This window comes from Bacillus aerius, from assembly GCF_029894105.1.
GTDB classification, from domain to species: Bacteria; Bacillota; Bacilli; order Bacillales; family Bacillaceae; genus Bacillus; species Bacillus altitudinis.
The window spans coordinates 2,029,852-2,042,774 of record NZ_JARYHO010000001.1 but is presented as its reverse complement, the minus strand read 5'-3'; the positions used below and the strand labels follow the sequence as shown (position 1 = coordinate 2,042,774).

The following is a 12,923-nucleotide window of genomic DNA, read 5'->3' as shown; positions in this document are numbered from 1 at the left end:
AATCACACCTATCTAACAAGGTGAGTTTCTTTCTGGCTTTGGAGGGAAATATGTTGAAAACAACTATTAATCAAGTGTTCAAACACGTCGATGAAGAAGTAACAATCGGCGCATGGATTGCCAATAAACGTTCAAGCGGGAAAATTGCATTCTTGCAGCTTCGCGACGGGACAGGCTTTATTCAGGGAGTCGTTGTAAAAGCAGAGGTGGAAGAGGAAGTCTTTAAGCTTGCGAAATCAGTGACACAAGAGACATCGGTCTATGTCACAGGACAAGTAACAAAAGACGAACGTTCACCACTTGGTTTTGAATTACAAGTGAAATCCATTGAAGTGATTCACGAAGCAACAGATTACCCAATTACACCAAAAGAACATGGAACAGAATTCTTAATGGATCACCGTCATTTATGGCTGCGTTCTAAAAAACAGCATGCCATTATGAAAATCCGTAATGAAATTATTCGTGCTACATATGAGTTTTTCCATCAAGAAGGCTTCGTGAAAGTGGATCCGCCAATCTTAACAGGAAGTGCTCCTGAAGGAACAACAGAGCTGTTTGCTACTAAATATTTTGATGAAGATGCGTACCTTTCTCAAAGTGGACAGCTTTACATGGAAGCTGCTGCGATGGCACTAGGAAAAGTATTCTCATTCGGTCCAACATTTAGAGCAGAAAAATCGAAAACAAAACGTCATTTAATCGAGTTCTGGATGATCGAGCCTGAGATGGCATTTGTTGAATTCAATGAGAACCTTGAGTACCAAGAAAATTATGTGTCTCACGTTGTTCAAAGTGTACTTGAAAATTGTAAAGTAGAACTGCACACACTTGGCCGTGATACAGCAAAATTAGAAAACATCAAAGCACCATTCCCGCGCATCACATATGATGAAGCGATTAAATTCTTGCAGGATAAAGGATTTGATGACATCGAATGGGGAGATGACTTCGGTGCGCCGCATGAAACAGCGATCGCCGAAAGCTATGATAAACCAGTCTTTATCACTCATTACCCAACCTCATTAAAACCATTTTATATGCAGCCTGCACCAGACCGTGATGATGTCGTCCTTTGTGCAGATTTAATTGCGCCAGAAGGCTATGGAGAGATTATCGGCGGTTCTGAACGTGTTCATGATTTAGATCTGCTTGAAGCAAGACTAAAAGAACATGGGTTAGATCAAGAAACGTACAAATGGTACACAGAATTAAGACAGTATGGTTCTGTACCACATTCAGGTTTTGGTCTTGGACTTGAACGAACAGTTGCTTGGATTAGCGGAGCGCCGCATGTGCGTGAAACAATTCCATTCCCAAGATTATTAAACCGTTTATATCCTTAAGACGTGAAAGCCTCCAACATATGGAGGCTTTTTCAAACGTCTTAAGGGCAGCACGTATGAGAAAACGTGATATACTGAAAGTGAAGAGGTGTATCCGATGAAAAGGCAGCAATTTATAGATATGCAGAAAATGGGTTCGACCAGTTTGCCTAATTTGCTGATTGCCCATTATGAGCAATTAGGACTGAATGAATCACAAATGATGGTCATGTTAAAGATTAAAATGAATGAAGAACAAGGCGTCTTTTTTCAAACATTTGAAGAGCTTTCACATGGTATGACCATTTCGGCCGAAGAATGTGCTTATATGGTGCAGTATTTGATTCAAAAAGGGTTTATTTCGATCCAGCCGTTTGAAGACAGGTCTGGTATTCAGCATGACCGATACTCGGTAGAACCCTTATGGGGTGTGCTGTATGACTTTTTAGAAGCAAAACAGGCGAAAGACCTGCAAAAGAATCATGTGCAGGCTGAAAAGTCTTTATATGCGCTATTTGAAGATGAGTTTGGCAGACCACTTTCTCCTCTTGAAGGGGAAACACTCTCGATCTGGATGGACCAAGACCATCATGATGCTGAGATGATTCGTCTTGCTCTAAGAGAAGCCGTTTTATCAGGAAAATTAAATTTTCGCTATATCGATCGAATATTGTTTGAGTGGAAAAAGAAAGGGCTGAAAACAGCGGAAGAAGCGAAAGAGCATAGCCAGCATTTCCGTTCGCAGCAAAAAGCCCCACCTTCAAAAGAAGAAACATCTTCATATAAAAGACAAGTTCCTTTTTATAATTGGCTGGAACAATAACCAATAAAGGAGAAGGCATGTTATCAAAAAAACAAATCAATGAATGTTTAGATATTATAGGAGATATGTTTCCAGAGGCTGAGTGTGAGCTTGTTCATTCCAATCCATTTGAACTAGTGATTGCTGTCGCACTCTCAGCGCAATGTACAGATGTTCTAGTGAACAAAGTGACCAAACATCTATTTCAAAAATATAAAACACCAGAAGACTATTTAAGTGTGCCGCTTGAAGAGTTGCAGCAGGATATTCGTTCGATCGGTCTTTATCGTAATAAGGCAAAAAACATTCAAAAATTAAGCCAAATGCTGATTGAAGATTATGGCGGTGAAGTGCCAAGAGATCGAGATGAGCTAATCAAGCTCCCAGGGGTTGGGCGGAAAACAGCAAATGTCGTTGTATCTGTCGCTTTTGGAATTCCCGCCATTGCAGTAGATACACATGTCGAGCGCGTAAGCAAACGACTTGGGATTTGCCGCTGGAAGGATTCTGTTCTTGAGGTAGAGCAAACCTTAATGAAGAAGGTGCCAAAAGAGGATTGGTCCGTGACCCATCATCGTCTCATCTTTTTCGGCAGATATCACTGTAAGGCGCAGCGGCCACAGTGTGAATCTTGTCCACTTCTTGATATGTGCAGAGAAGGGCAGAAGAGGCTGAAAAAAGGGCTGGTGAAGCTGGCATGAGCGGAGCAGCTGTTTTCACCTCATATGTCGAAAAGCTAAAAGAGAAAAAGGTAGAGATAAGCGGCGAAAAAAAGGATATATTAAGAATCAATCCACTCGCATTTGATCTATCTTCAGAACCTTTACTAGATGAGCAACCGTGGCAGAAAACGGAAGAATTTGTTCCTTTGATGTTTGATCTGTGGAATGAATTAAAAGACAACATGCTTCCTCGCTTTCAAACGAGAAAATCTCGGTGTGAAGAGGATGATATGCTGCAAGGCATTGTCAGTATGATTGCAATGTTTTACTGGATCAAAGGAGAGAAGCTTCAAACCGTTGATTGGGAGGAAATCAAACAACAGACGTTTCCAGTAGCCCCCATTAACTGGACAGAACGATTAGAGTTTATTTTACTTAAACCTACTCAATATCATTGCTTTATTCAATTGGACGAGTTATACACAGAGCTCAAAAAGCAGTATGGAAAATACGAAGCACTCAGAAAGTTAAAACAAAATCGTTAAAAAAGCACTTGCCACATAGGGCAAGTGCTTTTTTGTTATTCGTCTTCTTTGCGAGAAGTAGAATTTGACTGAGTATTTGAGCTTTGAGAATTGGCTTTCTCGTCGTCTTTCTTTTTATCTTTATTGGCATCGCTCTGTGAGTTGCTGTTTCCATTTGTACTGTCTGAGCCATCACTTGAACCGCCATCACCATTTTCGGTATTTCCGCCTTGATCTTTTTTATCATCAGGCTTCTGCTCATCAGTGCCACCTTGGTTTTGATTATCATCTGTTTGATCTGTCTGCTCATCATCAGGTTGCTGTGGCTCTTCTTCTTCTTTGTTCTCATCATCTGCTTTTTCTTCCTCTTCTTCGTCATCTTTAATGGTGAGGAAGGTAGAAGCAGCTTTACTTGTGACATCGTCTACAGTCGCTGTCACTTGGAATTTATAGGTGGATCCTGGCTTCACATCAGAGATGACGGCTTCTTTAGAAGAGCTGTTTTGAATGTCTTTATAGCCTCCATCATCGACCGCTTGCTTCACATTAAATGTTGCATCTGCATCGTCATCATAACCCCAAGTGAGTGTAATCGATTTTTTCTCTTCATCATACACCGCTTTTAAGTCAGATGGTTTGTCAGCTTCTTTCTTTTCATATGTGTCAGAAACTTTTGTTGGGACAGTTCCTTTGACGAAGTATTCCGTTGTCTTCTTATCACTTGGTGTGTTTGGTCCAGCTAACTTCGCTGGATCTGATCCTTTTTCAACCGTTGCTTCAACGACACTGTCTGGCTTTTCAAATGAGCCGCTTCCATCATCAATTTGAGAAATTAATTTCTGGAAGACAACTTTGGCAACACGTTGTTCATAATCCGTGAGCCACATTTTGCCGTCTGCATCTTTTGAGTTACCGATTCCGGTCCACACAGCTGCTGTGTATTGCGGCGTGTAACCGACAAACCAAGAATCTTTCGCCCCGCCAGAAGGGATGTTGTATTTATTAATATCATCTTGTGTAAAGTTGGTTGTACCTGTTTTACCAGCTACTTGAACATTCGGTACTTGTGCGAGTGTACCTGTTCCAGATTGTACAGCAGTTTTCAGCATATCTGTGATCATAAATGCAGTGTAATCACTCATGGCTGCTTTAGAGTCTGGCGTTAAGTCAAGCTTCGTCCCGTCATTAAATTCAACAGACGTTACGGCATGCGGTTCATTATAGTATCCGTTGTTACCGAATGCACTAAATGCACCAGCCATTTTAAGAGATGAGACACCTTCGTCAAATCCGCCGATTGAGTAAGACTCAGGAATGTCAGAAGGTAAGTCCAAACCTAAGTTATTGGCGAATTGAACAGCATTATCTGTACCAGCTTCTTGGAAAGCTTTTAAAGCAGGGATGTTTCGTGATTGTGCCAAAGCACTTCTCATCGACATTTTCCCTAAGTGTCTTCTGTCAAAGTTGTTAATTGGTGTACCGTTAGAGTACGTATAAGGCGCATCATCAATTTGCTGATATGTTGACCATTTTTTGTTTTCAATTACAGGACCGTAATCTAAAATTGGTTTAATTGTAGATCCCGGCTGGCGTTTTGCATCAGTGGCATAGTTAAAGCCGCCGGCTGGTACATCACGACCACCACCAATGGCACGAATTTCACCATTTTTTGTATCCAGCAGGGTGACTCCAGCTTGCATACCTTTCGTAAATCCGGCTGAATCCCCATTGATGATGTCATCCAGATGATCCTGAGCTTTTCGATCAAGAGAAGTATAGATTTTTAATCCATCTGTTGAAACATCTACTTTGGCTTTTTTCTGTACTTCTTCCATGACTTCTTCAATATAAGCAGAGTACTTACTTGAGTTTTGACTCTTATATTTATCAGCTGAAACAACGGTTTTGCTGACAGGTGTTGCTTTTGCTTCCTCATACTCTTTCTCTGAAATATAGCCTTGTTTTTTCATTAGGCCTAAAACGATATTACGGCGTTTTTCCGCTGCCTCTGGATGTTTCACTGGGTTATAGGCAGATGGACTTTGCGGCATACCTGCAAGTGTGGCAGCCTGTGCAACAGTTAGTTTATTTAAATCTGTCACTCCGAAAAATTGTTCAGCCGCTTTCCCAACACCATAAGCATAAGGAGAGAAGAAAATACGGTTTAAATACATTTCTAAAATTTCATCTTTAGAGTATTTTTGCTCAAGCTGAATCGAGAGCCATACTTCCTGTACTTTACGTTTTAACGTCTTTTGATTGTTAAGCAGGGAGTTCTTCACAACCTGCTGTGTAATCGTACTTCCACCTTCTGCTCCAAAACCGTCCTCGACGTTTGCGACAAGAGCACCGCCAATACGGATAGGATCAATCCCGTGGTGTTTATAAAAACGTGCATCTTCAGTTGCAATAAACGCGTCTTTTACAACGTCGGGTATATCTTTAATCGAGACATACGTTCTTTTTTCCGCCCCGACTTCTGCAAAGACTTTTTTGTCTTTATCGTAAAGTTTTGAAGAATACGGCGTTTTTAGCTTGCTATCATCAATAGAAGGAGCGCTTGATGCAAAAACGGCAAAAGTTGTGATTCCGGCTACTAAACAAAGAAGACCGATCACGAGTAAAGATAAAAATATTTTTTTAAATAGACCTGCTTTCTTTTTGCCTTTTTTGTTCTTTTGCTTCTTATTGTTTTCTTGACTTGCTTTACGTCGCTGTTCACGACTTGTAAATTGATCAGACATCACATCTCAACCTTTCGTGTTAAACCTTTTTCGAACGTAAATGTTGCTTCCTGTCATCCGAAAAATGAAGTGTCTCCACTACTTTAATATAATCAATTCTTGGCGAATATCCAAGTGTCATGAGGTGACCTGCTTCCATTAATTCATCTTTGCTAATGGATTTACGGCCGTTTTGCTGCTGCCGCTCCCAAAAGAAGAAGAGGTCAGTAGCGGACAAATAATAAACGGAACCAAATGCGGATATAATAACAAAACAAATACCGCCTTGCTTTTCAACCTGTTTCATATGCTCAATTTGATGGTCGTGGAAATTTTTGAGCGGAAACGAGGTGGTGCTTTTGGTTTCCTTTGCTTCAAAATCGATATAGCGTCCTTTGTATACCCCGTTGTAGTCTGTTGTGGAGGATTGTTTAAAATAGGCTTCTTTAATGACAGCAGCGCTTCTTTTTGGATAATCCACATTGACAATTTGAACAGGGGTAGGCTTTTTATGAATGACTGCGATCCCGTTGACCAAATAGTACTGGTTCGTTTCATTTAAGTCAGCTTCAAGCGTCATCCCGCGGTTACTATAAGATGATTCGCCGCTGATTCTTTTTTTTGTCCCAATTTGTTGAATGGGCTGATACGATTTTCCGTTAGGATACCGAATCATCAAGTTCAGCCTCCTTTTAATGCATTTTGTATTGGAGAGATCGCCATGTTGTTACAACAAGAGCACATGATTACCCAGCATATTTTACATGAAACGAAAGCGAAAAATAAGGATAACCTGACAAGGACAAATGCGTACAAGCGCTTTTATGACCGTCATCCAGAGATGAAATGGTCTCTGCTTGCTTCTTTTGTCTCCAGAAATGCTGGATGGTCGATGACAGATTTAAAAGGCGAGCTCTTCCATCCGGGTTTAACGGATCAGCAAGGGCATCTGTTCTTTACAGCGTATGAAAGAGCGAATTGGCTGATCTTTTCAGATGCTTACCCGCAGCTTCTCTTGTATGAATGGTCAAAAAGGTGCCGCAAACCTTTATTTCATCTGCTGCCCCATTTCGGTGTGTCTCGTTTTATGAACGCTGAGTGGGAACGATTTTGGCAAAAGCGTGACACAGAGCGACTGCTGCATGCACTCATCATAAATGAACAATATACTATACAATCTCCTATTATACAAAATCCTCTACTGAAAAAGAATGTTTTTCACTCGATTCAATATCTTTTCAGCGAGTGGGCACATTTTCAAACCGTCGTTTTTCCGACAGTAGACGGGCATTTGTACGGGTTAACCATCCGAAAGTTTTCCCAAGTAAAAGAGCGCATTACGTTAGGGAAAAAGCTAGCAAAACTATTGTTTCGAGCCGATTTGTTTTCGGATTTTTATCATTTTTTGCATACCGTGCCGCATACGGGATCTCGATTTGATTTTGAACCGTTTTTAGGGATTGCGCGAAGGTCAAGCCCTTTCCTCAGAACGGTGTATCCAGTCATGACACATTCATTAGACGATCAAAGGGAAGATTGGTTTCAAAAGAAATTGAGTCCATCCTTGTTTGAAGCAGAGCGTTTACCAAAACAAATTGAGCTGACCGACTGGTATTTTCATAAAAAAAGGCAGCTTCGTTTTCTTTTCTCATTAGAACACTATTTTTTGCATAAATAAAAAGCAGGGGGTACCTGCTTTTTTTACGTGGATGGACGGTTAGGGCCGCCGAGCTTTTTATCAAGCTGATCTGTACTGTTTTCTTTCCCTTTTGTTTTTTGCTCTTTTGGTGCTTGCTGCTTTTTCATGACATCTACCTCCTTTGTCCTTAGAATTTACACAATCGGACGCGATCATACAAAGAAGGACAAGCACGTGTCGAAATGGAAGAAATTGCGCTTATCTTCACTTAGATTGGCGATTTAGTTCTAGTTTTGTCATGTATGAAGGAGGGAGCAAAAGAAAAGAGAATGTAACGAGAGATGATAAAGGAGGAATCTGATGATGAGCGAATTTGTATCAAAAGAATCCATTATGCAGTTGTTAGAGGAAATTGAGCGAAAGATTGATGCGGTGGAAGAAGAACTGTCTTTAGCTGTCAAAAAAACAAAAAACGCTGCCGTAGAGGAGCAAGAACAAATCATTGACCGTCTTGAATCTGAAGTGAAGGAATGTGAATTGAAAATTCATGCAGCAGAGTATAAGCTGCAGGCAAGACCCGCATATCACGCCGGATAGCTTTTCTATTTGAGCAATAAGTAAACGTTTGATAGGATGGTTCATAGAGGTGAACACTTTGGATAATCAAACATTACTTAAACATACACAAGAGTTGATCACGTGGATCGAAGAAGCATACGAGCAGTACCTAAAGGGAAAGGCAGAAGAGGAATACCCAGTTTATGATTTTTACAACGATATTCAACCGGCCGTTGTCAAATTTGATCAGCAAATGGAAGAGTGGCTTACTGCTGCTACCTCATTTATTCATCAGGCCAAACCTAGATACTTACATCAAGAACAGCTTGAAGCCGTCCAAGAAAATGGAAAAGAGGTTGTGCTGCAATCTTATTTTGGCAAACAGCATGCACCTCGTGTGAAAAATTTAGTTGAGTCAGTGATTTATACACTGAACCTTTTAATAGAAGAAATCAACAAACGCAGCTGATGAAACAGCCTGCGTTTTTCTTATGGCTGCTGTAGGCACATCTTCTGCTTCCTGAACATAATATATCATTGACTTCAATATGTTTTCAGAGCGAGAGGAGCGAGATGCATGTTCCCTTATTCAAACCAACCATCTTATGAAATGAATCAATTTCAGCAACGGCCTTTTCCGTATCCAGATATGCAGCAACCTCCGCAGCCTCCAGAATATTTCATGCCCCCATATCAAGGTGAAATGAACCAGCCGCCGTCTGCAGGTTATCAGCCGCCTTTTGGATATCAGGAAAACTTCCAGCCTTATCAGCCGCAGCCTGAAGCAATGAATCAGCCGCAAATGCAGCCGCCGGGCATGATGCCTATGCAGCAGCCTATGAATCCTTATCCTTTGCCAAGGCCGCAAAAACAGCAATCATCTCAATTTAAAAGTGTGCTGTCACAATTTAAAAAAACGAATGGGCAATACGATTTTAATAAAATGTTTGATACTGCTGGACAAATGATGAGTACAATGAATCAAGTGGGCTCATTGGCGAAAGGATTTACTAGTATTTTTAAAGCATAGCAAAACCCAATAGATATACATCTATTGGGTTGTTTGTTTTGGCGCAGTCACACGAAGTGATTGATCTTTCCAAACGCTCTTCATATTGGTTTCATCTATTTTTGCAGGCATTAAAATGGTTTTGGTAAAGCTCGAATAGGAGGATGTCGTGTCTGTTTTGATTTTTTCCTGTACCGATAAGTGTAAATATTGCGCTTTCACTTCTAGTGCGATATCACCTTCGACAAAATGGTCTGGAAATCGAATCTCAATATATACATATTGATCATCTTCTGTCACATCGGTTGTAATGGATGCAAGTGAATGGCTCGTGGTCATCAGCGCCTCTGCACTATTTAAAATGTCGTGAAACGGCGATGATGCAAAAAATTGTTCAATCGCTTCATATAGAATGTCTTCATTTGTTAACAACTCGTGTTTCTTTTCACTTTCATGTTTCATTGGAATCACCTCTCATCTACAGCCTATGCAAAAGGGGCTCAGGCGGTTATCAATTGATGAGAGGAAAAAATTATGATTAAATAGTGTTGAATGAAGCAAGGTGTATGGGCATGAAGGTTTATACGCTGAATAGATCTAGAAGCAAAGCTTGAAGGGAGCAAATGAACATTGCTGAAAAAATTATTCGGTTTCGGAAAAAACCAAGATGATGTAAAGGAAGAAGTCATTTATTCTCCAGTTGATGGAGAGTTAATGGATATGACCGATGTACCAGATCCAGTTTTTTCTCAAAAGATGATGGGAGACGGCGTAGCTGTAAAACCAAAAAACGGAACCATTGTGTCGCCAGTAGATGGTGAAGTTATTCAACTCTTCCATACAAAACATGCAATTGGGATTCGAACACTCTCGGGGCTTGAGCTTCTGATTCATATCGGACTTGAAACGGTTGGATTAAATGGTGAAGGCTTTGAAGCACACATAAAAGAAGGGGATAAAGTGAAAGCAGGTGATCCTCTCATTACATGTGATTTAGCGCTGATTGAAGAAAAAGCGGCAAGCACAGTGACACCAATTGTCATCATGAATGGTGATTTAGTAGAACATCTTGACAAAGAACCTAAGGGCTCTGTAGAAAAGCAGACGTCCAAGCTTTTTACAGTGAAAATGAAATAATCCAAAAAAACTACCCTGAGTTGGGGACTGACCCCCGTTTTTGAGACAGGAATCAAAACACCTTTATACAGCCAATTGCCGATAATTTATCGGTGATTGGTTGTTTAGTTTCGTTTGAATACGAATGTTGTTATAATAATAAATGTATTCTTTGACAGTGCGTTCTACGATGGTGGTCGTAGTGCGATCAATCCTGTTAAGATAGAACGTTTCAGACTTTAGTGAGGAATGAAACGATTCGATGGAGGCATTATCAGCGGGCGTCCCTTTACGGGACATGCTCATGGTAATGCCTTTTATATGAACAGCTTTCTGATACTCGTAAGATGTATACACAGAACCTTGATCGCTATGTAACACGCAATTCTCAGGAAGTGCTGGGAGCTGATTAAGTGTGTTTAAGATAAAGTCTGTGTCCTGCTTATCACCAATCGTAAAAGCAATCACTTCTCCATTATATAAATCCAATATACTGGAAAGGTACAATTGTTTCTGTCCATAAGGCAAATACGTGATGTCCGTGACTAGTTTTTCAAGAGGGCGATCAGACTGAAAATTCCGATCCAGTATATTACCGGCTACGGCATAAGGCTGCCCATTCTTCTTACGCTTTTTCATTTTAACCCGGCATTGCCACTGGTTTTTCTGCATGATACGTTGAACAGTTTTATGGTTAATACGCATTCTCATTTTTAGTATGGCTGTGATTTTCCGATAACCATATCGATATTTGTGCTTTCGGCACAACGTGCCGACCTGTTTCTCTAGTTGTCTTTTAGAATGAGTCTGAGTCAAATCCTTTTTCCATCTATAATACGAAGTACGTAAGATGCCTAAATGGACACAGATGTCCTGTACCGTCATCGTTTTGCACAATTCTTCTACCAGTTTGATTGACGTTTCCTTATCAACTTCCTTTCCAATTCGTTGTACTTTTTTAAAACTTCATTCTGTTGACTCAAATAGCGATTTTCTGCCCGCAGTCTCTCTAATTCAGAAGAGTACTCGGGACCCTTTCCATAGGTATATTGTTTTCCAACAGGTTGTTCGAACCTGTGTGTATCCCCAGTTTTATGCCATCTCACCCATGTCTGAACCTGCGTCTTATTCTTGATATTCAATTCCTGCATGATCTCTTTCATAGGTACGCCTGCCAATCTCATTTCCACAGCCTTCTGTTTGACTTCAACCGGATAACTCACTCTTGTCCCCATAGAAAAAACACCTCCATGTTTTATTTCGGATCACAACGATCCGTTTTCAAACTTGAAGGTGTTTTTTATTTGTCTCATCTTAGGGGGGTCAGTCCCTTGATAGGGTAGTTTTTTTATTGAGGAGATTAATCCTCCATTGGAACCCAGCCTTTACTTGCTTCCATAACAGTCCATAAACCCTCTGGAATCATGTACTTGTCTTTTTGACTGCGTTTAATGACGGTTTCAATCTCGTTTTCTCTGCCTTCTTTAATCTTTACTGCCCAATCGGGATCAACAATGACTTCTCTTGCAACAGCGATGAGTGGAATCCCTTGATTGTATGCATTCAGTGCATCCTCAGCTGTAATGACGCTACCGACGCCGATGAGTGGAAGCGTGTCACCACAGCGCTCTTTTAATAACTCCATCCGCGTCTTACTTGTATCAGCACCACGTCTTGCTTTAGAGTCAATCTCCATTAAAGAAATATGCAAATAATCAAGGTTTTTTGTCTTAAGTACGTCCACTAAAGTAAATGTTTCTGTCATGGTTAAACCAGGTGTTTCTGGTTCTTCAGGTGATAATCGATACCCAAAGATAAATGGTTTTGTTACATGCTCTTTGATTGCTTCTTTCACCGCATCTACTACTGCAATTGGAAATGCGAGCCGTTTTTCTTCGCTTCCGCCCCATTGATCTGTACGCTGATTACTATGCGGGGAGTAGAATTGCTGTAATAAATATCCGTTCGCTCCATGGATTTCGATCCCATCAAATCCTGCTTGGATTGCGCGCCTTGCTGCTTCTTTAAATGAGTCGATGATGTGAGGAATTTCTTCTTCTGTCAAAGCTCTCGCAATTTGTTTTCCATCTTTAAATACATCACTTGGCGCAACGACATCACCGTTTGGGACTAAATGAGGGAGAGCCTGAGAGCCGCCATGATGAATTTGCATAATGGCTTTTGTTCCTTTCGCTTGAATCGCAGAAGCAAGCTTTTGAAGGCCAGGTATATCTTCATCCCTTGCAATAGAAGGCTGTCCTTCAAACGCCTTACCATCTGGCGTCACGTTTGCACATGCGGTGATGACCATGCCCATTTCGCTTGATCTAGCGGTAATAAAATCAATTTCTTCCTTTGAGATCGTGCCATCCTCATGAGAACCGAAGTGTGTCATTGGTGCAACGACTAAACGGCCATCAATAGAGGCACCCCCTGGGAATGTAAAAGGTTCAAATAAAGGCTTAAATTCGTTTTTCAATCTGATCATCTTCTTCCTTGATAAAATCATTTCACTATAGAAGTGTAATAGATATTGTTACAACACATCAAAATATTTGCTCACAA

The 12,923-nt window shown here is 40.7% G+C and carries 15 protein-coding genes; 9 read left to right on the top strand and 6 right to left on the bottom strand.

Features of this window, described 5'->3' with window-relative positions; genetic code table 11:
• Positions 1–53 precede the first annotated feature (53 nt).
• The 4 genes from asnS to M2353_RS10415 all read left to right on the top strand — a co-directional run bounded on the left by asnS (position 54) and on the right by M2353_RS10415 (position 3,334).
• On the top strand, positions 54–1,346 hold the full coding sequence (gene asnS / locus M2353_RS10430; protein WP_024718525.1) for an asparagine--tRNA ligase: 1,293 nt from the start codon (positions 54–56) through the stop codon (positions 1,344–1,346).
• 97 nt (positions 1,347–1,443) lie between these two features.
• Complete coding sequence (locus tag M2353_RS10425) at positions 1,444–2,148, top strand: DnaD domain-containing protein (RefSeq protein WP_007500879.1); 705 nt, start codon at positions 1,444–1,446, stop codon at positions 2,146–2,148.
• Positions 2,149–2,165: 17 nt separating this feature from the next.
• Positions 2,166–2,828, top strand: coding sequence for an endonuclease III (nth, locus tag M2353_RS10420; RefSeq protein WP_008344602.1), 663 nt, complete (start codon positions 2,166–2,168; stop codon positions 2,826–2,828).
• Positions 2,825–3,334 (top strand): YpoC family protein, encoded by a 510-nt coding sequence (locus tag M2353_RS10415; protein ID WP_019744018.1) that lies wholly within the window; start codon positions 2,825–2,827, stop codon positions 3,332–3,334. The genes nth and M2353_RS10415 overlap by 4 nt, the downstream gene beginning before the upstream one ends.
• A gap of 35 nt (positions 3,335–3,369) precedes the next feature.
• Here M2353_RS10415 and M2353_RS10410 read toward each other — a convergent pair whose 3' ends face one another.
• Both M2353_RS10410 and recU read right to left on the bottom strand, forming a co-directional pair.
• Positions 3,370–6,057 (bottom strand): PBP1A family penicillin-binding protein, encoded by a 2,688-nt coding sequence (locus M2353_RS10410; protein ID WP_284725392.1) that lies wholly within the window; start codon positions 6,055–6,057, stop codon positions 3,370–3,372.
• A 19-nt stretch (positions 6,058–6,076) separates the two neighbouring features.
• Entirely contained in the window at positions 6,077–6,712 is a 636-nt protein-coding gene (gene recU, locus M2353_RS10405; protein ID WP_072368256.1) for a Holliday junction resolvase RecU, read from the bottom strand.
• A gap of 45 nt (positions 6,713–6,757) precedes the next feature.
• Here recU and M2353_RS10400 point away from each other — a divergent pair, with 45 nt between their 5' ends.
• Positions 6,758–7,714, top strand: a complete 957-nt coding sequence (locus M2353_RS10400) for a DUF2515 domain-containing protein (RefSeq protein WP_284725391.1) — start codon at positions 6,758–6,760, stop codon at positions 7,712–7,714.
• A gap of 23 nt (positions 7,715–7,737) precedes the next feature.
• On the opposite strand, the gene sspM is transcribed toward M2353_RS10400, so the two are convergent.
• On the bottom strand, positions 7,738–7,842 hold the full coding sequence (gene sspM / locus M2353_RS10395) for an acid-soluble spore protein SspM (protein ID WP_017359731.1): 105 nt from the start codon (positions 7,840–7,842) through the stop codon (positions 7,738–7,740).
• 196 nt (positions 7,843–8,038) lie between these two features.
• Between sspM and M2353_RS10390 the strand changes: the two genes are divergently transcribed.
• From M2353_RS10390 to M2353_RS10380, 3 genes are all read left to right on the top strand, one after another.
• Positions 8,039–8,272 (top strand): DUF5446 family protein, encoded by a 234-nt coding sequence (locus tag M2353_RS10390; RefSeq protein WP_224558417.1) that lies wholly within the window; start codon positions 8,039–8,041, stop codon positions 8,270–8,272.
• A gap of 49 nt (positions 8,273–8,321) precedes the next feature.
• Positions 8,322–8,702: a YppE family protein gene (locus tag M2353_RS10385; protein WP_225310452.1), complete on the top strand. Its 381-nt coding sequence runs from the start codon at positions 8,322–8,324 to the stop codon at positions 8,700–8,702.
• A 108-nt stretch (positions 8,703–8,810) separates the two neighbouring features.
• Positions 8,811–9,263: a YppG family protein gene (locus M2353_RS10380; RefSeq protein ID WP_017359729.1), complete on the top strand. Its 453-nt coding sequence runs from the start codon at positions 8,811–8,813 to the stop codon at positions 9,261–9,263.
• A gap of 21 nt (positions 9,264–9,284) precedes the next feature.
• Here M2353_RS10380 and M2353_RS10375 read toward each other — a convergent pair whose 3' ends face one another.
• Positions 9,285–9,704 carry an Hsp20/alpha crystallin family protein gene (locus M2353_RS10375; RefSeq protein WP_116307053.1) on the bottom strand — a complete coding sequence of 140 codons (420 nt, stop codon included), beginning with the start codon at positions 9,702–9,704 and terminating at the stop codon, positions 9,285–9,287.
• A 168-nt stretch (positions 9,705–9,872) separates the two neighbouring features.
• On the opposite strand from M2353_RS10375, the gene M2353_RS10370 reads away from it, so the two are divergent.
• A complete protein-coding gene (locus M2353_RS10370) occupies positions 9,873–10,379 on the top strand; it encodes a PTS sugar transporter subunit IIA (RefSeq protein WP_058336717.1) in 507 nt (168 codons plus the stop codon).
• 63 nt (positions 10,380–10,442) lie between these two features.
• On the opposite strand, the gene M2353_RS10365 is transcribed toward M2353_RS10370, so the two are convergent.
• Positions 10,443–11,593 (bottom strand): IS3 family transposase gene (locus M2353_RS10365; RefSeq protein ID WP_138279068.1). Its coding sequence is split into 2 segments (ribosomal slippage): positions 10,443–11,320 and positions 11,320–11,593, totalling 1,152 coding nucleotides; the frame shifts between segments, so codons are not numbered across the junction.
• A 125-nt stretch (positions 11,594–11,718) separates the two neighbouring features.
• The gene (locus M2353_RS10360) at positions 11,719–12,837 is read right to left on the bottom strand and encodes an NADH-dependent flavin oxidoreductase (protein WP_234710323.1); all 1,119 of its coding nucleotides are present in this window, start codon (positions 12,835–12,837) and stop codon (positions 11,719–11,721) included.
• Positions 12,838–12,923 lie beyond the last annotated feature (86 nt).